This is a genomic window from Thermoflavifilum thermophilum, assembly GCF_900116565.1.
Taxonomy (GTDB): Bacteria; Bacteroidota; Bacteroidia; order Chitinophagales; family Chitinophagaceae; genus Thermoflavifilum; species Thermoflavifilum thermophilum.
The window spans coordinates 2264313-2290100 of record NZ_FPCJ01000001.1; the positions used below are offsets into that span (position 1 = coordinate 2264313).

The 25788-nt window shown below is 47.4% G+C and carries 22 protein-coding genes; 13 read left to right on the forward strand and 9 right to left on the reverse strand.

What is annotated here, in order from left to right:
- Positions 1-59: 59 nt before the first annotated feature.
- Positions 60-1022 carry an ROK family protein gene (locus BM367_RS09675; RefSeq protein ID WP_092460126.1) on the reverse strand — a complete coding sequence of 321 codons (963 nt, stop codon included), beginning with the start codon at positions 1020-1022 and terminating at the stop codon, positions 60-62.
- On the reverse strand, positions 994-2904 hold the full coding sequence (locus BM367_RS12200; protein WP_092460127.1) for an MFS transporter: 1911 nt from the start codon (positions 2902-2904) through the stop codon (positions 994-996). The genes BM367_RS09675 and BM367_RS12200 overlap by 29 nt, the downstream gene beginning before the upstream one ends.
- 178 nt (positions 2905-3082) lie before the next feature.
- On the opposite strand from BM367_RS12200, the gene galK reads away from it, so the two are divergent.
- Genes galK through BM367_RS09695 form a run of 3 tightly spaced genes read left to right on the forward strand, consistent with a single transcriptional unit; the run spans position 3083 to position 5652 of the window.
- Positions 3083-4231: a galactokinase gene (galK, locus tag BM367_RS09685; RefSeq protein ID WP_092460128.1), complete on the forward strand. Its 1149-nt coding sequence runs from the start codon at positions 3083-3085 to the stop codon at positions 4229-4231.
- 23 nt (positions 4232-4254) lie between these two features.
- The gene (locus BM367_RS09690; protein ID WP_143103999.1) at positions 4255-5016 is read left to right on the forward strand and encodes a hypothetical protein; all 762 of its coding nucleotides are present in this window, start codon (positions 4255-4257) and stop codon (positions 5014-5016) included.
- Between the two features lie 36 nt (positions 5017-5052).
- Entirely contained in the window at positions 5053-5652 is a 600-nt protein-coding gene (locus BM367_RS09695; RefSeq protein ID WP_245759957.1) for an NUDIX hydrolase, read from the forward strand.
- 18 nt (positions 5653-5670) lie between these two features.
- On the opposite strand, the gene BM367_RS09700 is transcribed toward BM367_RS09695, so the two are convergent.
- Both BM367_RS09700 and prmC read right to left on the reverse strand, forming a co-directional pair.
- Positions 5671-6615, reverse strand: a complete 945-nt coding sequence (locus BM367_RS09700; RefSeq protein ID WP_092460130.1) for a bifunctional riboflavin kinase/FAD synthetase — start codon at positions 6613-6615, stop codon at positions 5671-5673.
- A 54-nt stretch (positions 6616-6669) separates the two neighbouring features.
- The gene (prmC, locus tag BM367_RS09705; RefSeq protein WP_092460131.1) at positions 6670-7533 is read right to left on the reverse strand and encodes a peptide chain release factor N(5)-glutamine methyltransferase; all 864 of its coding nucleotides are present in this window, start codon (positions 7531-7533) and stop codon (positions 6670-6672) included.
- Positions 7534-7576: 43 nt separating this feature from the next.
- On the opposite strand from prmC, the gene ribD reads away from it, so the two are divergent.
- Positions 7577-8680, forward strand: a complete 1104-nt coding sequence (ribD, locus tag BM367_RS09710; RefSeq protein WP_245759958.1) for a bifunctional diaminohydroxyphosphoribosylaminopyrimidine deaminase/5-amino-6-(5-phosphoribosylamino)uracil reductase RibD — start codon at positions 7577-7579, stop codon at positions 8678-8680.
- A 79-nt stretch (positions 8681-8759) separates the two neighbouring features.
- On the opposite strand, the gene BM367_RS09715 is transcribed toward ribD, so the two are convergent.
- Positions 8760-8951: a cold-shock protein gene (locus tag BM367_RS09715; RefSeq protein WP_092460132.1), complete on the reverse strand. Its 192-nt coding sequence runs from the start codon at positions 8949-8951 to the stop codon at positions 8760-8762.
- Positions 8952-9142: 191 nt separating this feature from the next.
- Here BM367_RS09715 and BM367_RS09720 point away from each other — a divergent pair, with 191 nt between their 5' ends.
- Complete coding sequence (locus BM367_RS09720) at positions 9143-10219, forward strand: dipeptide epimerase (RefSeq protein WP_092460133.1); 1077 nt, start codon at positions 9143-9145, stop codon at positions 10217-10219.
- A gap of 65 nt (positions 10220-10284) precedes the next feature.
- Here BM367_RS09720 and BM367_RS09725 read toward each other — a convergent pair whose 3' ends face one another.
- The gene (locus tag BM367_RS09725) at positions 10285-10500 is read right to left on the reverse strand and encodes a YtxH domain-containing protein (RefSeq protein WP_092460134.1); all 216 of its coding nucleotides are present in this window, start codon (positions 10498-10500) and stop codon (positions 10285-10287) included.
- A 136-nt stretch (positions 10501-10636) separates the two neighbouring features.
- Here BM367_RS09725 and nhaA point away from each other — a divergent pair, with 136 nt between their 5' ends.
- The 3 genes from nhaA to BM367_RS09740 all read left to right on the forward strand — a co-directional run bounded on the left by nhaA (position 10637) and on the right by BM367_RS09740 (position 12968).
- Complete coding sequence (nhaA, locus tag BM367_RS09730) at positions 10637-11830, forward strand: Na+/H+ antiporter NhaA (RefSeq protein ID WP_092460135.1); 1194 nt, start codon at positions 10637-10639, stop codon at positions 11828-11830.
- Positions 11831-11886: 56 nt separating this feature from the next.
- Positions 11887-12393, forward strand: a complete 507-nt coding sequence (locus tag BM367_RS09735) for a hypothetical protein (RefSeq protein WP_092460136.1) — start codon at positions 11887-11889, stop codon at positions 12391-12393.
- Between the two features lie 89 nt (positions 12394-12482).
- Positions 12483-12968, forward strand: a complete 486-nt coding sequence (locus BM367_RS09740; protein ID WP_222842609.1) for a hypothetical protein — start codon at positions 12483-12485, stop codon at positions 12966-12968.
- Positions 12969-13043: 75 nt separating this feature from the next.
- On the opposite strand, the gene BM367_RS09745 is transcribed toward BM367_RS09740, so the two are convergent.
- On the reverse strand, positions 13044-14090 hold the full coding sequence (locus tag BM367_RS09745) for an NAD(P)-dependent alcohol dehydrogenase (RefSeq protein WP_092461007.1): 1047 nt from the start codon (positions 14088-14090) through the stop codon (positions 13044-13046).
- Between the two features lie 145 nt (positions 14091-14235).
- A complete protein-coding gene (locus BM367_RS09750) occupies positions 14236-16656 on the reverse strand; it encodes a glycoside hydrolase family 31 protein (RefSeq protein ID WP_092460137.1) in 2421 nt (806 codons plus the stop codon).
- 287 nt (positions 16657-16943) lie between these two features.
- On the opposite strand from BM367_RS09750, the gene ilvD reads away from it, so the two are divergent.
- The 5 genes from ilvD to ilvA all read left to right on the forward strand — a co-directional run bounded on the left by ilvD (position 16944) and on the right by ilvA (position 23118).
- Positions 16944-18626, forward strand: a complete 1683-nt coding sequence (gene ilvD / locus BM367_RS09755) for a dihydroxy-acid dehydratase (protein ID WP_092460138.1) — start codon at positions 16944-16946, stop codon at positions 18624-18626.
- Positions 18592-20331, forward strand: a complete 1740-nt coding sequence (gene ilvB, locus BM367_RS09760; protein WP_177224186.1) for a biosynthetic-type acetolactate synthase large subunit — start codon at positions 18592-18594, stop codon at positions 20329-20331. The genes ilvD and ilvB overlap by 35 nt, the downstream gene beginning before the upstream one ends.
- Positions 20332-20349: 18 nt before the next feature.
- Entirely contained in the window at positions 20350-20640 is a 291-nt protein-coding gene (locus BM367_RS09765) for an ACT domain-containing protein (RefSeq protein ID WP_092460139.1), read from the forward strand.
- Between the two features lie 39 nt (positions 20641-20679).
- Positions 20680-21720 carry a ketol-acid reductoisomerase gene (ilvC, locus tag BM367_RS09770; protein ID WP_092460140.1) on the forward strand — a complete coding sequence of 347 codons (1041 nt, stop codon included), beginning with the start codon at positions 20680-20682 and terminating at the stop codon, positions 21718-21720.
- Between the two features lie 138 nt (positions 21721-21858).
- On the forward strand, positions 21859-23118 hold the full coding sequence (ilvA, locus tag BM367_RS09775) for a threonine ammonia-lyase (RefSeq protein ID WP_177224187.1): 1260 nt from the start codon (positions 21859-21861) through the stop codon (positions 23116-23118).
- Positions 23119-23193: 75 nt separating this feature from the next.
- Here ilvA and bglX read toward each other — a convergent pair whose 3' ends face one another.
- A complete protein-coding gene (bglX, locus tag BM367_RS09780) occupies positions 23194-25479 on the reverse strand; it encodes a beta-glucosidase BglX (protein ID WP_092461010.1) in 2286 nt (761 codons plus the stop codon).
- Between the last annotated feature and the right edge of the window lie 309 nt (positions 25480-25788).

Sequence of the window (25788 nt, forward strand, 5' to 3'; positions counted from 1 at the left end):
ATATTTTAAGAAGTGAACAATGATGATGCAAGCTAATGAAAATAGGTGAAAATGGTAATTCAGGATTTGATTTCCCAGACCAGTGCGCTTGCGCCCAGGATAGCCGCATCATTTTCTTTCAGTTCAGAAGGCAGTACTTTAATTTTATTTTTATAAATCTGCAACAGGTTTTCTTCCATGGCGTGAATGGTAGGCCGGAAGATAAGATCGCCGGCCTTGGTGAGTCCGCCAAACAGGATGATGGCTTCCGGACTGGAAAAGGCCACGAAATTGGCCAGTTGCTGTCCCAGGATTTTTCCGGTAAATTCAAATGCTTCGATGGCCAGGGCATCGCCTTGCAGAGCTGCATCGCGAATGGTTTTTGAAGTGATTTCTTCCGGCTTTACATCCCGCAGCAGGCTATGAACGTGTCGGCTTTGCAACAGTTCGTGCATGGTGCGCACGATTCCTGTGGCCGATACATAAGTTTCCAGGCAGCCTTTTCTTCCGCAGCCGCAGAGACGGCCTTCGGGAAATACAATGACATGCCCCAGCTCTCCGGCAAACCCATCGTGTCCATACACCAGCTGTCCATTCACCACAATACCGCTTCCCAGCCCGGTACCCAGCGTAATCATGATAAAATCTTTCATGCCCCGGGCGGCGCCGTAGGTCATTTCTCCGATAGCAGCAGCATTGGCGTCGTTGGTCAACACGGTGGGTAAGGTAAATGCTTCTTGAATAAGGCTGGCCAATGGCACCACACCCCGCCACGGCAAATTGGGTGCAAATTCGATGGTGCCTTTAAAATAATTGCCGTTGGGCACCCCCACCCCAATGCCTTTCACTTCCCCACCTTCCAGGCTTACTTTATGAATCAGGGGAGCGAGCTGCTCGTGCAGGGCCTGGATAAAAAAACTTACTTCCTGATGATCGCGTGTAGAGATATGTCCATCACAAAGGAGGTTGCCCCGTCGATCCACGATTCCGAATGTAGTGTTAGTTCCTCCGATGTCAATGCCCACTGCTAATGGCTGCTTCATAATCCAGTCCTTGTGATTGTAAAATGCTTCTGACCCGATATCCGAAGAATGTGATATAGGCAAAGCATAAAATAGGAATCACGTAGGAATAATGAATACCTATAGCCGGAATGTCGGCTAATCCACCTTGTACGGGGGGAATCAAGGCACCTCCCAGAATCATCATGATCAGGAAAGCAGATCCCTGGCTGGTATATTTGCCCAGTCCGGTAATAGCCAGGGCGAAGATGCTGGGCCACATCACCGAGCAAAACAGGCCCCCGCTGATAAAAGCAAAAGTTCCTACATAACCATGGGTAATAAGACCGATAAACATAGCCAGCATACCCAGCACACCAAAGATCATCAATGTTTTGGCTGGTTTTTCCTGACCCCAGAAAAATCCGATAATCTGAATCACAATGCAGGGAATGTAGGGCAATAATTCACCCACATTGTTTTGTTTGATATGATTCACCAGCAGAATCACGCCATAGGCGATGAAGGGGACGATGACCATCAATATTTTGCGGGTATTGCGTGAAAGGTTAAAGGCTGTGATAGCGCCTGTCCAGCGGCCAATCATGAGGCTTCCCCAGTACAACGAAATATAGGGATCTATTTTTGACGCATCCAATCCGTCGGGTGTCAGAAAGCCTGGCTTTTCGAGCAAGGCACCCAGGTTGCTCTGGATGGTAACTTCCACGCCCACATACACGAATATGCCGATCATGCCCAGTACAAGTTGAGGATAGCGCATGGCTCCCCATCCTTCACTGTTTCGCTGTGCAGCGTGGTTAGCATGAAATAGCACGTACAGGATGCCCACAATACCGAGGATAAAGACAGGTAACCTGAAGTTCAGCACAATGCCCAGCACAATCAGCAAAAAGAAAGCTGTAATCACATTCATAGCTCCCGTGGCTTTGCGCGTTTGCTCAAATTCTTCATGGCTGGTTACTTCGGGCATTTTGGCAAAGATGAACAGCAGAGCCACAGCCAGGAACAATCCTGCAATCAATATGTACATTTCATTCACAGCGTGGATATTGGCAGCAGCTGCAGAGCCTTTACCCGGGCCAAACAGCAGCCGGCTGATGATAAGCGGACCAATGGTAGTACCAAAAGAATTCAATCCGCCCGCGAGATTCAGCCTGTGTGCGCCGGTAGCCGGGTCGCCCAGCGCAACAGCAAACGGTTGGGCTGCAGTTTGCTGCAATGCAAAGCCCAGTGCTACAATAAACAAAGCCATCAGGATCAATCCGAAATAGCCAAAGGTTACAGTTTCATGGTATTGTTGTTCCAAAAACTGCAATAACGCCGGCAGTTGTTTGGCATCAAAGCGGGCTTCATATGCATCTTCTTTGGCATTGTAAGTGAAATTCGTGTTTAACAGGGAATTCCATTCAGCCCGATGAATGATGGAATCAGCACGCGCAGCAGGTTGTACAAACAAATAATAGCCATCTTCGGCCCGATGAAAACGAAACAAATGATCGGAAGTTTGAATGTCCTGTCCGATGGTTAATTCTGCAATTCGCTGTTGGGTAGCCTGTATGGGCACAACCTGTTCCTTGTCCACACAGGGAATCATGACCAATGCCCCCACCACCGATATCAGCAATCCATAGATGATACCTTTTCGGTAGCCAATTTTGTTTAAAATATCCATCCGGCTGGCAGCCGATAGCAGGTACAGAATCAAGGAACCGATAAAATAAGCACTGTAAAACGCAAAATCAATCAGCTGGGATTGCAGCTGGGTAAGGTTAAAATGTGATTTGCAAAAGGGGATGAATACCCCATTGGATGCTGCCAAAAAACCCCAGAAGAAAAACACAGTAATCAATACAAAAAAAGCAGGATGCAATCCTCTTGAAGAAGCAGAAGTGGGTTCAGCCATACTGAAATAAATTTTTGGTCTTATGGGTAAATGAGCAACTAAAGTAAAATATTTTACAATAATCAAAACAAAAATTAGCCAAATGACCCGGATAAACCACTCATGGCATAATGAAAAACTTTTTTAGCTTTGTTTTCGTACCTTATTTCCCATACACCCAATCTTTAAGGAGAGTGTTATGCAGTTAGATGACCTGCGGAGAGCGTTCCTTCGCTATTTTCAAACTGAACCCCTATTGATTGTTTCACCTGGGCGCGTTAATCTCATTGGTGAACATACTGATTACAATGAGGGATATGTGATGCCAGGAGCTATTGATAAGGCTGTACTACTGGCCATCGCGCCTTCGGGCAGCGACCTTTGTGAAGTGCATGCCTTGAACCTGCAGCAAACAGATCGGTTCCATGTATCGCATATCAGCCAGGGAGAGGGCTGGCAGAATTATGTGCGCGGTGTCGTGTATTTTTTGCAGCAAAAAGGGTACGCCGTGCAGGGTTTTTATGCCATGATTGGCGGCGATATTCCCATGGGTTCTGGACTTTCTTCTTCAGCCGCGCTGGAAGGAGCTTTTAGTTTTGGGCTTCATCAGTTGTTCGGCCTTCAGCTTACTCCTCTTGAAATGGCTTTCATTGGCCAACAGGCTGAACATCATTATGTGGGCGTACGATGTGGTATCATGGATCAATATGCCAATATTTTCGGACGGCGCAATCAATTGATCAGGCTTGATTGCAGAAGTTTGCAGCATGTATACCTGCCTTTTGATTTTCCTGATTACTCCATTGTACTTTGCAACAGCATGGTGCATCATTCCCTGGCTTCATCGGCCTACAACGAGCGCCGCAGGCAGTGTGAAGAAGGTGTATCTATCCTGAAGAAATATCATCCCGAAGTGAAAACCCTCAGGGATGCGAGTCCTGCCATGTTACATGAACATATCCAGGAAATCCCTCCGCAAGTGTATATGCGTTGCATGTATGTGGTGGAAGAAAATGAACGGGTATTGCTTGCAGGAACCTGCTTGCAGGAAGGTGATCTGGAAAAATTCGGTGATCTGATGTATGCCTCACACATTGGTTTGCAGAAGCAATATGAGGTAAGCTGTGAAGAACTCGATTATCTGGTTGAACTGACGATGAATCGGGAAGATGTTATAGGTGCAAGGATGATGGGTGGTGGATTTGGCGGATGTACCATTAATATTGTACATAAGGATGCAGTGGATGATTTCAAAGAATATATCGTTTCAGCATACGAAAAGAAATTTCATCGCGTGCCGGAAATATACGTGGGGCAAATTGTGGATGGTGTGCATGTAGTAGATTAACAGAAATATTAAATTTAGCAAACATGAACGGCCATATCCGTACCGCCTGGTGGATCCTATGCAGCATGGGCATGATGTTGCTTTCCTGCCATAAAGAGAGTCCATCTACTTCTGGTAATATTCCTTCAGCCAATCATCAGGCCGTGGGATCTTCAGCACACGATTTGCTGAGCGATACACCTTATGATTCCCTGCAGATTGAAATTGCCTATATGCCCGGTTATCAGCCGGATAATCAGGCACAGCAACAGCTGCAAAGTTTTTTACAAACCTATTTGCATAAATCCGGCGGAATACATATCACCGTTCATCAGATTCCTGATGCAGGGAAAAGCACGTATAGCCTGCAGGATGTGATGCAACTGGAATCAAGCTATCGCACGCAGTTTACAACCGGTAATCAGATAGCCGTGTTTATTTTGTATGTAAACGGACAATACACCGATCCTCAGGTCTTGGGAATTACTTACCTGAATACTTCCATGTGTATTTTTGCTAAAACGATTCACGATAACAGCGGAGGAATCGGGCAAGCCAGTCGCAGTGCCGTTGAAGCCACAGTGTTGGAACATGAATTCGGACATATGTTAGGTCTGGTCAACACCGGCAGTCCCATGCAAACCCCGCACGAAGATGCTTCGCATCCCCATCATTGCAATAATTCAAATTGTCTCATGTATTATCAAACCGAAACCAGTGATTTGTTTGGATTCCTAATAGGCAGCCAGGTACCTTCACTCGACAACAATTGTGTGCATGATCTGGAAGCTAATGGAGGAAAGTAAATTTATTTTCTTTACACTTGAAAACAAGTAAAAATCATGCAGCAACATCAGGATCATATGCAGTGGAAGGTGCTCTCTTCCACCTATCTGTATCGTGATAACTGGTTTACAGCGCGGAGAGACAGATGTGAAACCCCTTCCGGGAAAATTGTAGATCCTTATTATGTGCTGGAATATCCTAATTGGGTCAATGCATTGGCTTTCACCGAAGATGAACAGGTCATCCTGATACGTCAATACCGGCATGCATTGGGAAAAACCATTCTCGAATTGCCCGGCGGTGTAGTAGATGATACGGATGCTTCCCCATTGGCAGCTGTTGAACGCGAACTGCGGGAAGAAACCGGATATACTTTTCAGCAAATTGAACCTCTGTGCCGTATTTCACCCAATCCTTCCACACAATCCAATCTGTGTTTTGCCTTTCTGGCTACAGGCGGAAAGAAAACACATTCGCAATCACTTGACCCGAATGAAGAAATAGAAGTAGTGCTCGTAAGCAAAGCGGAGCTTCGTGAACTCATCATAAAAAATGAAATCTGGCAGGCTCTGCATGTAACCACGTTGCTGTATGGATTGTTGCGTACCGGTGATTTGCAATGGGCAACCCACCTGTTTTCCGGGAAACAATTGTGATGAGATCATGGATATGATTCACGTGAATGATGCCAACTTTTGCAGGGCCATGATTTTGTCCTGATCCATTTGCCGGCGCAGAGCTTCTGCGTTTTCGAAATATTGATCGGGCCGCAGGTAGGCGTGCAGGTAAATGCGCATGGTGTGACCATAAATGTTATCCGAGAAATCGAAAATATGTATTTCAATACGCAACTCTTTGCCCTGGAAAGTAGGTCTGTAGCCAATATTCAGCATGCCTTTCAGATGAATGGGTTTCTCATCTATTTGGACGGTAGCAGCATATACACCTGTTGCAGGGATTAATTTGCGTGGATCGCCGAGCTGCAGATTGGCTGTAGGATAACCCAGCTTTCTTCCTATCTGATCGCCTCTCGCTACTGTTCCGGCAAGGCTATAATTGTATCCCAACAGTGTATTGGCCAGTTCAATTTCACCGTTAACCAAAGCCTGGCGGATGCGGGTGGAGCTGATGGTTACCTGCTGCACCACCTGAGGTGAAATTTCTTCGAGGGTATATCCATATTGCTGTTGCAGGTTTTCCAACAGATGAATATCGCCCTTGCGATCATGCCCGAAATGATGATCATAACCAATGATGATCACAGCCGGATGAAAATAATGGATAAGAAATTTTTTTACATAAGCTTCGGCTGATAGTTCAGAAAATGCTTTGGTGAAAGGCACAATCACCAGGTGTTCAATGCCCTGCTGTTCGAATAGCTGAATTCTTTCTTCAAGTGTATTCAATAACTGAACCGGTTGTTCGGGATGCAGCACTTCGCGTGGATGCGGATCAAAAGTAATGACTACACCAGGCAATCTTTTTTCAAGAGATTTGTTTTTAAGTTGATGTAAAATGGTTTGATGTCCCTTATGTACGCCATCAAAAGTGCCAATGGTAATGACTGTCTGAGCAAACCCCTTTGCAAGCAGTTCTTCTGGAGATCGATATACATGCATATGGTGAAACAATTCTGCAATTCCGTCGTGTAAAGATAAGTATCACCGGGCTTATCATGGGTGACTGAAATATGCTGCCTTTATCATGCGATTTTTCCCAAACCAGTCTTTCCTGATTTCGATTGATGAAAATTTTGCTGCCTGCAGCAAGTCGGCCACCTCTTCGGCGCGTTCTTCGTGTATCTCCAGATACAATTCAGCAGGCTTTTTCCGGCTTTGTATGAAACGAGCTATTGCGCGGTAGAACAGCAGCGGATCCTGATCGTGCACAAACAGGGCTCTGGCTGGTTCGTAGCGCGAAACCCGGATGGGCATTTGCTTGCGCTCGGCCATGGATACATAAGGCGGATTGCTGACGATGATGTCCGTTTCGGGTAATTCCTTCCATGTACTGGGGCTAAGAATATCGGCCTGGATAAAGGATACAGGCGATTGATGTCGGATTGCATTTTCACGAGCCACCTGCAGTGCTTTTTCATCCACGTCCAACGCATACACTTTTGCCTGCGGCATTTGTTGTTGCAAGCTAATGGCAATGCAGCCGCTCCCAGTTCCGATATCGAGTATCGAAACGCAGTCGTGTTGATGATTTTCTATCACCCAGTGAACGAGTTGTTCGGTTTCCGGGCGGGGGATTAACACATCGGGTGTTACTTTCCATTCCATCCCGCAGAACCAGGCCTTTCCCAGGATATATTGCACGGGTTCACCTTGCTCAGCGCGTTGCAGCCATTGGTTCCACTGCTGCTCCTGTGAAGCAGAAAGGGCATAATTATCATGCAGCAATTGCTGGGTTTTGTTCCATCCGACAAGGGCTTCCATGAGCCATTCACACACGATGCGTGCTTCCCGCATATCATAGTGGTGGCTGTTGATTAAATGCTGTTTGCCCTCTTCCAGCGCTTCGCGGAGTGTCATGCCGATATTCCCGTATTTTTATGGCGAAGATAAACCGGTTGACATGGATCTGCTGAAGGTGGATCAAGTTTTTTCGGATGATGAACGATACATGTGGCGTTGCCTGGAGTTGGCCATACAGGCGGCTGGCCGGGTTGCGCCCAATCCCATGGTGGGGGCTGTACTGGTGTATCAGGGGTGTATCATCGGCGAAGGCTATCACCAGCAGTCTGGCGGCCCGCATGCCGAAGTCAATTGCCTGCAATCCGTACCTGCTTCACAGCGACATCTGATTTCTCAAAGCACACTCTATGTAAATCTGGAGCCCTGTGCGCATTACGGGAAAACGCCACCCTGTGCGGATCTCATTGTTGCGCATCGCATTCCCCGGGTAGTTATCGGGCAGGTGGATCCATTTCCGGCAGTGCAGGGCAGGGGCATTGCCCGTTTGCAGCAAGCGGGTGTGCAGGTGCAGGTAGGCGTGCTGGAAAAGCAATGCGGATGGTTAAACCGGCGTTTTTTTACGTTTCATCAGCATCATCGTCCGTACGTGATCCTGAAATGGGCACAAAGCCGCGACGGTTATCTGGCTCCGCCCAATCGGCAGAGGATGGAGATTTCGCATCCATACACGCGTTACTGGGTGCATCGCTGGCGGGCTGAGGAAGCAGCTATTCTGGTGGGTGCCCGAACGGCACTGCACGATAATCCCCGGCTGAATAACCGCTACTGGTATGCAATAGCTCAGCCATCTGCATCCGATACCGGCCGATCTGTACGTATGGTCATAGATCCGCATTTGCAGGTCCCTGGCACGCATCATATTTTTGATCAAAGCATGCCTACGTGGATTTTCAACTTTCTGGAATCCCGCCAAGAAGGAAATACGCACTGGATCAGGCTGCAACCGAATGCATCCGTAGTAGAACAGGTGCTGGCCTACGCTTATGCAAATCAGCTGCAGTCGTTGATAGTAGAAGGCGGAGCGGCCACGCTCAAGCATTTTTTAGATGCCGGATTATGGGATGAAGCCCGTGTGATCTACAGCTCAACTTTGTTGGGGGATGGGTTGCCAGCTCCTGTATTGCAACATGCTCAGCTTCTGGATGAAATGCCTTGCGGAACCGATCGCATTTGCTGGTATCAGCATGTTCGTTCTCAAAAATGATTGTATGGCTACAGGCAAATAAAAATCCCGCCTGGATAGCCAGACGGGATCAGGCACGATGTAATTAATATAATGAAAATTAAATTTTTCTTACATTAATTGCATTCAGGCCTTTTTTGCCTTGCGACACCTCGAAAGTTACTTTGTCGCCTTCGCGCAGGGGCTGCTTGATGCCGCTCACATGCACAAAGATTTCCTGTTGGGTGTCATCTTCCTTAATGAAGCCAAATCCTCTGCTTTCATTAAAGAACTTAACGGTTCCTGTTTTCATGATCAATTCAAAAATTAAAATAAAACAATAATGAACAAAGGTATGGAAATTCCCCCGGATATTTTTTCTTTTTCTGAAAATATTCCATGTGGCATTTTAGCTGGGCAATATTTTCCGAAGGTGTAAAAACTATGCCTAATAGCAAATGCGACTGTTAACCAATTTGTTGTAGTTTCGCTGCGGAGGTAAACGTGGCTAAGCTTGAACTTTTTCCGGTTGTTGTTCCCTTTGAATATGATTTTACGATTTCCCGGCATTCCAAGCGTGTACAGCCCTTGTTGATTGTGGCTTACACGAGGGATGGAATTACGGGCTATGGCGAAACGGCCGAGAATGCCTACTATCAGGTGCAATTGCGTGACCTTGTGGCTCTGTTGCAAAGCATGCAGGAATTCATAGAACAAACCAGCTTCACAGATCCGGATATCTGGTGGGCGCAATTAAAACATGCTTTGCATGAGAAATGCAAGCATCATTCCCATTTGTTGTACTTTGCTTTGTGCGCAGTAGATATGGCTTTGTGGGACTGGTACGCCAGAAAACATCAAAAGCCTTTGTATCGCTTCTGGTGCAATGAACCCGTGCCTCGTCCGGAGACAGATTATACCATTGGTATTGACAAACCGGAAGTGATGCTGCAAAAGATGCAGGCTCATCCCTGGCCTGTGTATAAAATTAAGGTAGGCACAAAAGAAGACATACAAATATTAACCACAATCCGAAAACATACAAACGCACGGATACGCATTGATGCAAATGCTGGTTGGAGCCTGGATCAGCTCAGCACATACTATCCTTTATGCAGAAATTTGCAGGTTGAATGTATTGAACAACCCTTGCCGGCAGCTGAAAATGCGCTGCTGGATGGATTTCCGGTGGATCCTGCTTTACCGCTGATGGCCGATGAAAGTTGTGTCACGGAAAATGATGTGATTACCTGTGCCAGATATTTTCAGGGCATCAACATCAAGCTTACAAAGTGCGGAGGCATCACGCCTGCTTTGCGCATGATCCGGCAGGCCAGAGCCTTGCAACTGCAAATTATGATTGGCTCCATGAATGAGAGCATAGTGGGCACCTCTGTGGCAGCCCATCTGTTGCCGCTTGTAGATGAGGCTGACCTGGATGGTCCTCTGTTGCTGAAAGCACCTATTGCCAATGGTATTCGTTATGAAAATGGAAAAATTCAATATGCAAATGCTCCTGGAAGTGGTGTGGAACTGCTTCCAGCAATCCATGAATATTTGATACCTGATAGGATTTCATGACAGATATGATGCACAGTGCCATTCTTGCATGAAAAAAAGCCTCTATAAGAGGCTTTTAATTAACATCATCCAATAGCACGTTCAAACTCATCTTCAGCTTCCTGCGCTTTTTCTTTTCCTTTCTTCACTACGCGCTTCAGCTGTTCAGAAAATTCATCTGCTTTTTCCTTGATGTCTTTTCTTAATTCTTTACCTTTTTTGGGAGCCAGCAGCAATCCAGCTATCAGTCCTGCTGCAGCGGCAGCAATTAATCCGACGAGGTATGCATTTTTCTTGTTCATAAGAAAAAAATTTTAGTGGTTAATAAAAATGTTTCAGTCTTATATCCATAAAGAATCGTGCCAACAGGCTGGAACTTAAGTTTATTTTAAGATAATTTTAGTGTATTTTCAATCTTTGCATAAAAAATCATGGTAGATGCTTATAAATTTTTTTGCTAGCAAAGCTCTGTTAAGCAATCGGCTTACGAAGGTATTTCAGGATTTCATTCGTAGTTCAAGAGCTGTGGGTGTTTTGTTGTTATGCTGTACAGCATTTTCTCTTTTGTTTGCCAATTTGCCCGGCGCTGCATCATACCGGGTATTCTGGCATCAACCCATGAATATTGAGGTTCCTGTTGGTCATTTACCTCATACCTGGTTATTATGGGTTAATGATGGGTTGATGGTTTTGTTCTTTTTTCTGGTAGGATTAGAAATCAAAAGAGAGCTCTGGGAAGGTGAGTTATCTTCTTTTAAACGTTCCATTTTGCCGGTTGGTGCTGCTTTGGGTGGTATGTTGTTTCCTGCTATCATTTATCTGATTTTTAATTATCATACTCCCTATCATCATGGATGGGGCATTCCCATGGCTACCGATATTGCCTTTTCTTTGGGTATTCTTTCGTTGCTGGGCAAACGGATTCCGAATTCGCTGAAAATATTTTTAGCTGCATTGGCTATCATGGATGATCTGGGCGCTATTCTGGTGATTGCAGTTTTTTATACAGAAGAAATTCATTTTCTTTATTTAGCAGCTGCATTTGTGATGGTGTTAATCATGGTCGGATTGAATCTGATGCGGGTGAAACGTATTGCGATATATTTGCTGCCATCTCTAATCTTATGGTACTGCATGCTGAATTCGGGAGTGCACGCTACAATAGCGGGTGTACTTGCTGCATTTAGTTTACCCTTATCTGTTTTTGAAAAACTGGAAAGAGCGTTGCATGTGCCGGTTAATTTTATTGTACTTCCACTTTTTGCACTGGCCAATACAGCAATTGAGTTACCAGCAAGCGTTGGGCATGAATTATTTTCTTCCCTGGGGTGGGGCATTATGTTGGGACTTGCATTAGGCAAGCCATTGGGTATATTCCTTACCAGTTACTTACTTGTAAAAACAAAGCTGGCTCGTTTGCCTTCTTTGGTCAGGTGGAAGCATATTGCTGGTGTTGGTATACTGGCTGGCATTGGATTTACCATGTCGATCTTCATTACTATGCTTGCATTTGATATGGATGATTGGCAGTTGATTGCAAAATTATCTATTATGATTAGCTCTTTAGTATCCGGATTGATTGGTTATTTCTACCTGAGATACACTGAACCCAGAATACGAAGCAAAAAATAAATTTGGCACAATAAATGTTATGATCAAAATAAATTTTTCATCAAAACCTGTATGTTATGAAAAGTTCATTTGTTTCTTTTCTTCGCCTAATGATATTACCGGTATTTTTTCTGTCTGTCTCCGGTTGGTTTTCTCCTCTTCTGGCCCAACGTGCTTATCGCGGAGGTGGTGATTACCGAACTGCTATTGGGTTGGGTGTAGATTTTGGAGATGGGGCAACTGGTGTAGGTATTTCTGCAAAACATTTTTTTACGGCGCATGATGTAGGTGAAGCCAATCTGTTATTTTTTCCAGGAAACCTGACTGGCTTAAATGCATTGTACGAATATCATGGATATATTGCTGGAGCACCGGGTTTAAAATGGTATTTGGGTATGGGGCCGCAATTGTTTTTTGATGAAAATGAAACAGATTTTGGTGTGAGACCTGTATTGGGAATGGATTTCAAAATTCCATCCGCACCTTTGAATATGGCATTTGACTGGCGGCCTTATATTCAATTTACTCACGGAACGGGTTCTATAGCTGGTCGATTTCAGTTTGCTTTTCGGTTTGCTTTCTGAAAAATATTTTTCTCGATTTGTTATTTAATTTGGGAAAAGGCTATTACTTTTGTTATAATTCATTTCTTCATTTACATAAAGATTTTACCATGATCAAAAAATTATTTTTCATATCTATATGCATGTTGTGTATTGCTTCTGTTCGCAGTTTTGCTCAAAATTACCAGACTGCACTGGGTGTGAGACTGGGCAATCCAAGTGGCATTACGGTGCAGCATTATATTGACGGAAGCTCTGCACTGGAAGGTATTCTCGGATTGGGTCCTGACTGGTTTACATTAACGGGTTTATATGAATTACATCAGCCTTTCAGTGATCCCCAGGGCCTGGGATGGTATGTGGGCGGAGGTGCACATATTGGAGGATTGAATGGGGGATATGATTACAGCAACAAACACTACAACAGCGGTGCTTTTATTTTGGGTGTAGATGGTATTCTGGGATTGGACTACACGATTCCGGGTGCACCTTTGAACGTGAGCCTGGATTGGAAACCTATGATTAATCTGACACCCTTTGCTGGTTTCTTCGGGGGGGAATTTGGATTATCAGTTCGATATACATTTGGGCGGTAAAAAATGGTTTGATGATAAAAAAAGCTGTAACAACCGTTACAGCTTTTTTATTTTAAACAGGAATGTACAATTCCTTTATGAAAGGGTTGACATGTCAATTACAAAACGATATTTCACATCATTGCGCGCGAGCCTGTCGAGTGCTGTGTTGATTTCATGGATGGCAATGACTTCTACATCTGCAGTGATTTGCTTTTCGGCTGCATAATCAAGCATTTCTTGTGTTTCACGAATACCGCCTATTTGTGAGCCCATGATGCTGCGGCGGAAGCTGGTAAGGTTAAAAACTTCCACCTGTTGAGGTGCCGGTGGCAGCCCCACAACGGCCATCGTGCCATTGAGCCGTAATAATTTCAGATATCGGTTGTAATCATGTGGAGCCGAAATGGTATTCAGAATCACATCGAAATAGGCTTTTCTTTTTTTCAAAGCTTGTTCATCGCTTATCAGTACAAATTCATGAGCTCCCAGCCGTCTGGCATCGGCTTCTTTGGAGGGGGAAGAGCTTAGCAGCGTTACTTCCGCACCCATAGCTGCTGCCCATTTGACCCCCATGTGTCCCAATCCGCCCAGCCCGGCAATGGCTACCCGGGTACCTTTTCCTACTTTCAGGTAACGGAGGGGTGAATAGGTAGTGATGCCGGCACACAATAAAGGTGCAACACCTTTTAAATCGAGTTTTTCGGGTATGTGTAAAACATAATGTTCATCCACCACAATCTGATTGGAATAGCCACCGAAAGTATAGTGTTTGCCATCTTTCTCCCAACTGTTGTAGGTGCCAATCATGCCATGTTCACAATATTGTTCCAGGCCTTGCCTGCAATTTTCACATTCCCGACAGGAATCTACAAAAACACCCACACCGGCCAGATCACCTGGCTTGAATCGGGTTACGGCATTTCCCGTGCGCACCACACGGCCAACAATTTCATGGCCAGGTACAATGGGATAAATGGTTTCATGCCATTCGTTGCGAATCTGATGCAAATCGGAATGACAAACGCCGCAATATAAGATTTCGATGAGCACATCATGCGGACCCGGATCGCGGCGGGAAAATTCAAACGGGACCAGCGGATCATGATCATTGTGAGCTGCGTAACCTTTTGTAGGAAGCATAGGAAAACGATTTTGGTGTTGTGAAGATTTTTCAACATCTACAAGAATCAAAAATACAGGATGAATGCATTGAAAAAAAAACATTACACCCCCAATTATTCCGCTCATGATCCTGTATCAAGGGTTGCAACGCTGAAAAGGCCACTCAGGGCTCCCACTGAATGGTGGCTGATCCGGTTGCATCTGGCAATGTCAGGATAGTGAGGTCATTTGGCAGATGTTTCACGGTTACCGGTTTTCCGTTGACAGTAAACTGTGCATTTGCTGGAAAATGATGGCCAATCCATTCAATTTGTTTAAACCGGGAAGTATATGAACCTGTTGCCGGACCTATCTCAAACTGGCGCGTTTCGGGACTGAATTTCAGCTGGCGGACCAGATATTGCCCCTGTTCATATTGGTAAGTTTGTCCATCATCTTCGTAATAGGTAAAGGACGTACTGTCTGGCCCATACCACACATGAATGCGCAGCACACCATCGCCAGGGTTGGCTGTGCTTTCCACTGCATTTTGCATGGGAATGATGGCGCCGGCTTTCACAAACACGGGCAAATCGTCCAGGGGTGCGGGCACCCACCAGCTGGTATCACCTGCATACAGCTGATCGGTACTGAAACGATACCATTGCCCATGCGGAAGATATACTTCACAAGCCTGTTGCGAGGAAACCACCGGAGCTACTAGCATGAACGGTCCGAAAAGAAATTGGGCGTCAAACCGGGGATCGTAGATGTGTTCATCGTATGTATAATCAATAGCCAGGCTGCGGTTGACGGGCATGCCGGTGGTGTGGGATTCATAAAAACAGGAATACAGATAAGGCAATAAGCGGTAACGGGTTTGGAGAAAACGCCTGACGATAGCCTCATTGAACTCGCCCCAGGCCCAGGGCTCGTGTGAGGTATTGCCCTTGGCTGTGTGGTTGCGGAGCAGCGGCGTATAAATGCCCAGCGACATCCAGCGTACATACAATTCAGGGGTCGGATTACCATTGAATCCACCAATATCCATCCCCACAAACGATTCGCCGCTCAGCCCCATGCTGTTCAGGGTCCGATAGCCCATGATCATATTGTCGTCGGTTGCGAAATTATCGCCCGTCCATTCGGCGGAATAACGCTGAACACCCGAATAAGCTGCACGGGTCAGCACAAAAGGTCGCATGCCATTCAGCAACTTGCGGGTTCCCTCGTAAGTAGCACGGGCCATTTGCATGCCATATACATTGTGCACCTGCTGGATGGTAGCGACATGATTGCCCGTGCCAAATTCCACTACAGGAGGAATATTTTGTCCCCATGCAGCCGGTTCATTCATATCATTCCAGAAGCCGGTAACGCCACTGTTTACAAGTACCTGAAACTGTTCGCCCCACCATTGGCGTGCATCTTCGCGGGTAAAATCCGGAAAATGGCTGCGGCCGGCCCACACACTTCCGGTATAGGGCTTACCGTCCGGATAGCGGGCAAAATATCCATGAGCCAGGCCAGAAAGGTATGGTTCATACCCATTGGAGTCAATCTTGATACCTGGATCAATGATCGTTACCAGGTGCATGCCCAGTTTTTTCAAGGTATCGGTCATGGATTTGGGGTCGGGATAGGTTTTCGGATTCCAGGTGAAGACCCGATAGCCCCGCATATAATCAATATCACAATAAATAACATCGCAGGGAAGACTGTCTTGCCGGAAGCGGCGGGCCACATCCAGCAGCTGTTGCTGGCTCATGTAGCTGTAGCGGCATTGCTGGTAGCCCAGGCTCCACAAGGGCGGCATAGGCATGCGCCCGGTGAGCGCCGTATAATCCTGTAAAATACCGGCCACGGTAGATGCTCCGAAAAAATAGTAATTCATCTCACCCCCTTCCGCACCAAAGAAATACATCCGGTCGTCGGTCGATCCACCGAAATTGAAAAACGATTTGAAAGTATTGTCGAAAAACAATCCAAATACATGACGGGGCAAAATGCCTATGTAAAAAGGATAGGTAGCATAGAGCGGGTCGCTGTAGGTTTGATAGCCAGCATCGGTATTCCAGTTTACGTACGATAAGCCACGCCGGTTCAGCGGTCCCGTTTTTTCACCCAGACCCACAAATTTTTCTGGATCTTGTAGTTTGCGGTAACTATAAACCTGACTGCCTTGCCAGGTAATCCCCAGTTGAGGATCATCACCATCGAGATATGTACCATCGCGGTGGTAAAACGCGATTCTCAAAGGCTTTTTCTGGACATGCACTTCCAGTGAATCCGTCTGTAAAATCCATTCGGTAGCGCTTTCCCGGATAGCGGTAAAAGCTGGTTTCACCTGGCCGATCACTGCATAGGATTCATCTGGTGTGGGTTTCAAGTCTGTAACCCTTACCCGGATGATGGTGGGAGAATAGGTAGTAATCCAAACTATATGCTGATCACTCGTCGTAAATCGGATTCCACCCTGGATTTTGTCTGTTTTCACAATAGCTGCGATACTATGTGGCATCAAGAGATCTTGTGCCTGTAGCGGATAGGAAGCCGAATATAAGCACAGAAACATGGAAAAGATGGCCCATTGAAATTTACGCATGGCAAACGGTTTTAAAGGGTAAAGGAAGTAAAATGCGTTATACTTACGCAAAGTAGGATAAAATCCCCAAAATCAGCGCTTTTATGTCCCATTAGCCGGTAAATGAGCCAATTTATTTCAATCAGAAATAAACTTAGAAATTGTAGAAAATTATACTATAACAAATTGATTATCAGTATATTTAATTAAAATATTTTTTTCTTTCACACCGTAACTTCAGAGAAAACGGATTTAAGCAGGAGAGCATATTCATGTAGGTTTGAAACTGTTTTAATTCGTTCGTCAGCATGGCAGTTCTCAACAAATACAGTCGCATACTTACGCAGGATCCCACACAGCCTGCAGCTCAGGCCATGTTATATGGCATTGGCCTTACGGAAAAAGATTTGGAAAAGCCACAGGTAGGCATTGCCAGCATGGGGTATGATGGTAATACCTGCAATATGCATCTCAATGATTTAGCCCAGTTGGTGAAAAAGGGCGTATGGGAACAAGATATGGTGGGACTGATTTTTCACACCATTGGCGTGAGTGATGGCATGAGTATGGGCACGGAAGGCATGCGCTATTCGCTGGTTTCCCGGGAAATTATTGCCGATTCCATTGAAGCCGTTTGTGGGGCACAATATTATGATGGACTGATCACCATTCCGGGTTGCGATAAAAACATGCCCGGATCGGTAATTGCCATGATCCGGCTGAACAGGCCTTCTTTGATGATTTACGGTGGCACCATTGCAGCCGGACATTACAAGGGGCGGGAGCTGAATATTGTTTCTGCTTTTGAAGCTTTGGGTGAAAAGATTGCCGGTAAGCTTAGCGAAGAAGATTTTAAAGGCATCATCCAACATGCTTGCCCCGGTGCTGGAGCCTGTGGAGGCATGTACACAGCCAACACCATGGCCACGGCTATTGAAACACTCGGGCTTTCTTTGCCTTACAGTTCATCTTATCCGGCAGTGAGTGAGGAAAAACGCAGGGAATGCCTGGAAGCAGGAAAGGCAATGCGAATCCTGCTGGAGAAAGATCTCAAGCCCAAGGACATCCTCACCAAACAATCGTTCGAAAATGCTCTGGCTATGGTAATGGTGCTGGGCGGCTCCACCAATGCTGTTTTGCACCTGATTGCTATGGCCAAAGCTGCCGATGTACCGCTTACACTCGATGATTTTCAGCGGATCAGCGATCGGGTACCCGTGCTGAGCGATTTCAAGCCCAGTGGAAAATATTTGATGGAAGACGTGCATCGTATTGGGGGATTGCCGGCTATCCACAAGTACTTGATCCGAGAAGGGCTTCTCGATGGAAATTGCCTCACGGTGACCGGCAAAACATTGGGAGAAAATGTGGAGTCGGCCGCTGATCTTGATTTTCAGTCTCAGAAAATTGTGCATCCGGTATCGGAACCGTTGAAAAAAACAGGCCATCTGCAGATACTGAAAGGCAATCTGGCAGAATACGGAGCTGTAGCGAAAATCACCGGTAAGGAAGGGGAGCGCTTTGAAGGACCTGCGCGGGTTTTTGATCATGAAGCCGATATGATTGCCGCGCTCGAAGCCGGAAAAATCCAGGCCGGCGATGTGGTAGTGATTCGCTATGCCGGTCCGAAAGGAGCTCCGGGCATGCCGGAAATGCTAAAGCCTACGGCCGCCATCATTGGCGCCGGATTGGGCGACAAAGTAGCCCTGATTACCGATGGGCGCTTTTCGGGAGGTACTCACGGCTTTGTCGTGGGCCACATTGCGCCGGAGGCCTATGAGGGTGGCAACCTGGCCCTGGTGCAGGATGGCGATATCATTGAGATTGATGTGGTTCGCCATCTGATTCAAGTAAAACTCACCGACACGGAATTGCAGCAGCGCAGGGCACAATGGAAACGCCCGCCTCTGCGTGCCCGCCGCGGTGTATTATTCAAATTTGCTAAACTGGTTAAAAATGCAACAGAAGGCTGCGTTACAGATGAAGACTGATCGGCTCGATAGTGAACTGCCCATTACAGGCGCAGAAGCCCTGATCCGGAGCCTGATTGCCGAATCGGTGGATACCATTTTCGGCTATCCGGGAGGAGCCATCATGCCGGTTTATGATGCCTTGTATCTTTACGGCCAGCGTCTCAATCATATCCTCACGCGCCATGAGCAGGGAGCTATTCATGCAGCTCAGGGCTATGCCCGTGCCAGCGGAAAGGTGGGTGTGGTGTTTGTCACTTCCGGCCCGGGTGCCACCAATCTGGTAACCGGCCTGGCCGATGCCATGATCGACTCTACACCGGTGGTCTGCATCACCGGGCAGGTGGCTTCACATCTGTTGGGTACCGATGCTTTTCAGGAAACCGATGTGATGAATATTACCATACCCGTTACGAAATGGAGCGTGCAAATTACCCGTGCCGAAGATATTCCGGCAGCTGTGGCCAAAGCCTTTTACATTGCGCGGACCGGGCGCCCCGGACCCGTGTTGATTGACATCACCAAGGATGCCCAGTTTGGCAAAGCTCCCTTTCATTATGAACCCTGCCACGGGTTACGCACCTACCACCCCAAACCCCAGCTTAACATGGAAGCGGTGCGGGCTGCAGCTGAACTCATCAACCAGTCAGCCCGGCCTTATATTCTGGCCGGACAGGGTGTGTTGCTTTCCGGCGCCGTGGAAGCCTTGAAGGCATTGGCCGAAAAAGCGGATATCCCTGTGGCCAATACATTACTGGGTTTGTCTTCATTTCCGGCTGATCATCCGCTGTACGTAGGTTTTCTGGGCATGCATGGCAACTACAGCACCAATCGCAATACCAATGAATGCGATCTGCTGATTGCCGTGGGTATGCGTTTCGATGACCGGGTAACCGGTGATGTAAGCAAATATGCCCGCCAGGCAAAGATTATTCATATTGAATTGGATGAAGCCGAAATCAACAAAATTATCAAAGCCGATGTGGCTGTCCATGCCGATGCGAAGGAAGCCCTGGAAGCTCTTTTGCCGCTGGTTAAACCCAATCGGCATTCCGAATGGATTGCCAGCTTTCGCAGATACCAACAGGAGGAGTTTGAAAAAATTGTCTCTAAAGACTGGTTTCCAGCCACAGGATTGATTAAAATGGGAGAAGTCGTCCATCAGCTATCCGAGCTCACACAGGGTCAGGCTATCATTGTCACCGATGTGGGCCAGCATCAGATGGTTACTTCCCGTTATTACGCTTTCAAACGACCCCGCACCCATATCACTTCGGGTGGATTGGGCACGATGGGATTTGCCTTGCCGGCAGCCATGGGCGCTGCTTTAGGAGCTCCACACGAACAAGTCATTGCCATCATTGGCGATGGCGGTTTTCAAATGACTTTGCAGGAGCTGGGCACCATTTCACAGTATCATATTCCAGTGAAAATACTCGTATTAAATAATTCTTTCTTGGGCATGGTGCGCCAATGGCAGCAACTGTTTCACGAAAGCCGGTATTCATTTACCGAAATGGTGAATCCCGATTTTGTGAAATTGCTGGAAGCCTATGGCATTCCGGCTGCCCGCGTAACCGAGCGGGATCATCTTCGAGATGCATTGCAGGAATTCCTGTCTGCGCCAGCCCCCCGTTTCCTGGAAGTAAAAGTCGAAAAGGAAGATAATGTGTTTCCCATGGTGCCAGCGGGTGCTGCCGTATCGGATATGATTCTGGAAGTTTAAGCAATAACAAAATCAGCCATGAAAAAAGATTTCACATTTATTGTATATGCCGAAAATAGTTTCGGTATCCTGAATCGCATGATCAATGCTTTTAATCGCAGGCGTATTCGTATACGCACGCTCATGGCCAGCGAAGATGAGCAAAATCCGCATACGGGTTCGGCCGGATTCATTCTTTATACCACTGAAGATATGATGCGTAAGGTGAAACCTCAGATTGAAAAATTCATTGAGGTGGATCATGCCCATTATGAAGAGGGCACGGCGGCTTTTTACCAGTATCTGCAACAGCTTTCCGTAGAGAAATAAACTTTTATTTGTTCACAGTTTTAAAACCTTTACACACCGATGGCAACCATTTATTTTGGAGGAGTACCAGAAGAAGTAGTAACCCGGGAAGAATTTCCCATGGAAAAAGCTCGACAGGTCTTGAAAGATGAAACCATTGCCGTGATCGGCTATGGCGTACAGGGGCCGGGCCAGGCGTTGAATCTGCGCGATAACGGATTTCGCGTGATTGTAGGTCAGCGCAAAGGTCGCACCTGGGATAAGGCTGTGGCCGATGGCTGGGTACCTGGAGAAACTTTGTTTGAAATTGAAGAAGCAGCGCAAAAGGGTACTATCATTGCTTTCCTGCTCTCCGACGCTGGCCAGATCGCCCTGTGGCCTACATTAAAGAAATACCTGACACCCGGTAAGGCTCTTTATTTTTCCCATGGATTTGGGATTACCTTCAGTGACCAGACAGGCATTGTGCCTCCGGCTGATGTGGATGTGATTTTGGTTGCTCCAAAAGGTTCGGGAACCTCGCTGCGCAGGCTGTTCCTGGCCGGCCAGGGTATCAATTCCAGTTTTGCTGTGCATCAGGATGCTACGGGCCGCGCCCGTGAGCGGGCTCTTGCCATGGGCATCGGCATCGGCTCGGGATATCTGTTTCCTACCGACTTTAAAAAGGAAGTGTATTCCGATCTTACCGGCGAGCGGGGCACGCTGATGGGGGCTATTCAAGGTATTTTTGCTGCGCAGTATGAAACCCTGCGCCGCAACGGCCATTCACCCTCTGAAGCCTTCAATGAAACGGTAGAAGAACTTACCCAATCGCTGATGCCTCTGGTGGCTGAAAACGGCATGGACTGGATGTATGCCAATTGCTCTACCACAGCCCAGCGGGGTGCGCTCGACTGGTGGAAACGCTTTAAAGAAGCTACCCAGCCCGTGTTTGACGAACTGTACCGGAGTGTGGCCAGTGGAAAAGAAGCTGCGCGTGCTATCTCTGCCAACAGCCAACCCGATTATCGGGAAAAATTGGAGGCAGAATTGAAAGAGCTGCGGGAAAGTGAAATGTGGCAGGCAGGGGCAGCCGTTCGCAAACTGCGCCCAAAAGGATAAAATCATGAAGCTAAGCTTAAAACCTTTAACTCACCGTTCAGCAGAGCTGCAGGATCAAGCAGCTCTGCTTTCCTGTTTGCTGTTCTTTCAGACTATGCTTAGCAGAAACCTGAAAATGGTATTTTAAACCAGACCAAAGTGACCGATACAACAGCAAAAGCCTTACCAGCATTGGATTTTGAAGCGGCCCGTAAAAGGCTTAGCCCTGTGGTGTCGCACACGCCGTTGATGTGGAATCAAAACCTCTCGCGGCGTTACCAGGCCAATATTTTCTTGAAACGCGAAGACCTGCAGGTGGTGCGCTCCTACAAGATCAGAGGCGCTTTTAACCTAATGAGCAGCCTCCCGGCAAAGGAGCTCCAACGGGGCGTGGTGTGTGCCAGTGCGGGTAATCATGCCCAGGGCTTTGCCTATTCCTGTGCCCATCTTCAGGTGAAAGGCGTGGTTTTCATGCCGTCTCCTACGCCCAAGCAAAAGATCCATCAGGTGCAGATGTTTGGCGATGGATGGATTGATATCCAGCTTACCGGCGATACGTTTGATGATTGCCAGGCAGCTGCACTGGCTTTCGCCGAAACCCATCACATGACGTTCATTCCTCCTTTTGAGCATCCCAAAATCATCGAAGGACAAGGTACGGTGGGTGTGGAAATCCTCGAAGACCTGCCCGATGTGGATTACATATTCATTCCAGTGGGCGGGGGAGGACTGGCATCGGGAGTAGGGTTGTATGTCAAGCAACACAGGCCTCAGGCGAAACTGATTGGCGCAGAACCCGAAGGCGCTCCTTCTATGGTAGAAGCCTTTCGGGCTGGGCATCCCGTGCGGCTTGATCATATCGATAATTTTGTGGATGGGGCTGCGGTTAAGCAGGTGGGCGAGCTTACCTTTCAGATTTGCCGGCAGGTGCTCGATGATATGATATTGGTGCCCGAAGGTCGCATCTGTTCCACCATCTTGCGGTTGTATAACGAAGAAGCCATGGTAGTGGAACCCGCGGGCGCACTGGCCATTTCAGCCTTACCCGATTTCCGGGAAATGATCAAGGGCAAAAATGTGGTTTGTATTGTGAGTGGCAGCAACAACGATATAGATCGTATGCAGGAAATCAAAGAACGTTCCCTGCTGTATGAAGGCCTGAAACATTATTTTATCATTCGTTTTGCCCAGCGCCCGGGTGCTCTTCGTGAGTTTGTGAATGAAGTATTGGGCCCTAACGACGATATTGTGCGGTTTGAATATATGCAAAAGCACAACAAAGAAACCGGCCCCGCACTGGTTGGTATCGAGTTGAAAGATCCGCAGGATTATGAAGCCCTCATTGAGCGCATGAAAAAACGCCATATCGTCTATACCGAATTGAACAAAGACGATACGCTGTTTGGGTTCATTGTATGAACCACTCGTTGGTTAGCTGATTGGATTTCCTCATCAGCTTTTTTCCGGATAATCGGGGGGAAAGCCTTCACTTTTTCACTTCAACACAAAACTTGCCTGCTGCACATCGCGGCTGTTCCCGCCTACATACACGTCAAAAACTCCGGGTTCATACCGGTACTGCATATGCTGGTCGTAGATACGCAAATCATCGGCCGTGAGTGTAAATTCTATGGTTTTGCTTTCCCCTTTTTTCAGGAATACCCGCTGAAATCCTTTCAACACTTTCACGGGCTGAGTTACATCGGCCACCCGGTCGCGGATATACAGCTGAGCAATCTCTGTGCCGTCGCGATCTCCATCATTGGTCAGGGTAACGCGAATATGCAGTTTATCGCCCGGCATCAGCACGGGTTTATCCAATTGCAGGGGACCGTAGGTAAAATGGGTATAACTCAATCCATAGCCAAAGGGATACAGGGGATCGTTGGGAATATCCATGTATTTTGAAGTCCACTTCACATTCGGATTGCCGGGCCGGCCTGTGTTTTTGTGGTTGTAATACACGGGAATCTGCCCTACGGCGTAGGGGAACGACATAGTCAGCTTTCCGGAAGGATTGGAGTCGCCAAACAGTACATCGGCAATGGCATGGCCCGCTTCCGTACCCAGGAACCAGGTTTCCAGGATGGCCGGGATATGTTCGCCTTCCCATTTCAGCACCAGTGGCCGGCCATTGGAAAGTACCAGCACGATGGGTTTTCCGGTTGCGTAAACAGCTTTCAGCAGCTCGCGCTGATTTTCGGGGATATGGATATCGGCGCGGGAGGCTGCTTCGCCGCTCATGCCGGCCGATTCACCCAGGCACATCACCACCACATCGGCTTTCCGGGCAGTGGCAACTGCCTCGCGGATAAGCTGTTGGGGTGAAAGCGGGGAAGGATGAATATCGCCGCCAAAAGCATTCAGCTGGCGTAGCATGGAAGTGTCATCGGTGATGTTGGCGCCCAGGGCATATAAGATTTTCGCCTGATTGCCCACGGCTTCGCGAATGCCCTGGAGGATGCTCACCGCCTTGTGCCAATCACCCGCACCCGACCAGCAGCCAATCATATCGCGCTGGTCATTGGCCAGCGGGCCAATCACCGCGATGGTGCCCGATTTTTTTAACGGCAGCAGCTGATGCTCATTTTTCAGCAACACGATAGATTCCCGGGCCATCTGGCGGGCAAAAGCCAGCTTGTCGGGACTCATGATTTCTCTTTGTGCTCTCCCTTCATCGATGCGATTGTATGGGTTTTGAAATAACCCAAGCTTATATTTGGCAATCAGGATGTCGCGCACAGCCTGATCGATAGCATCTTCGCTGATTTGCCCCTCTTCAACCAGTGTTTTTAGATGATGAATATAGGCCAGTCCCTGCATATCCATTTCTGCACCGGCTTGGAAAGCCAGTTTGCTGGCTTCGGCGGTGTCGGCGGCAATGCCATGGTTGATGAGCTCGGGAATCGCATCATAATCGGTCACAACGAAACCCTTGAAATGCCATTGTTGGCGCAGCAGCTCGGTCAGCAGCCAGTGATTAGCGGTAGCCGGAACGCCGTTGATTTCGTTGAAAGCGCTCATCACTGAACCTACACCGGCATCAATAGCGGCTTTGTAGGGGGGCAGATAATCTTCAAACATGCGCCTGCGGCTCATATCCACAATATTATATTCCCGGCCCGCTTCCACGGCGCCATACAGGGCATAATGCTTCACGCAAGCCATCACCGTATTGCTATCGGCCAGGTTATTGCCCTGATAGCCTTTCACATAAGCCCGGGCGATGAGTGAGCCCAGATAGGGATCTTCACCGGCACCTTCAGCAACCCGCCCCCAGCGCGGATCCCGCGCCAGATCCACCATGGGCGAGAAGACCCAGTTCAGCCCATCGGCTGCAGCCTCGGTAGCAGCTATGCGGGCTGCCTGCTCAATGCCTGCCGTATCCCAGCTGCAGGCCATGCCCAGCGGTATGGGAAAGATGGTTTTATGCCCATGGATCACATCAAAACCAAACAACAGCGGAATGTGCAGCCGGGTGCTATCTACGGCAATCTCCTGCAGCTTACGCACGTACGCCGGGCCAAATGCGTTGAAAATACCCCCACAGCGGCCAGCCTGGATATCGTCCAGATATTCTTTGCGCATGGTGGGACCCGTAACAGCCATATCGCTGGTCAACAGATTCAGCTGGCCGATCTTTTCATCGAGCGTCATCTGACTGATGAGATGATTCACAAAGGCATACATGGCCGAATCGCTTGCCTGCTGGCAAAATCCGGGAACAGCGATGCCTGAAATCAGGCCGAAAAACAGGAGTAAACGAAGTATAGATCGCATAGCTTGGGAATATGAAATTGTAAACATAAGCATTGCCGATCAAAAATAAGGCAAGCGGATGAAAAACAATAGCATCAGCAAGATCAAATTCTCAAAAAAATGAGAATCGACAGAGCAGGAATGGATATGTGAGACAACTCTTGTGTGATGGGTTACTTGTTTTTCAATTGCAGATGCATCAGCATGCAGGTCAGCCCATCATTCTCCGATCTGAAAATACCTTGATCATTTCATTCTTTGATTCACTAATGATAAAATGTTATGCTTAATTTGTCACACTTCCACAAAACAAGGGTGCTTTGTGATTTG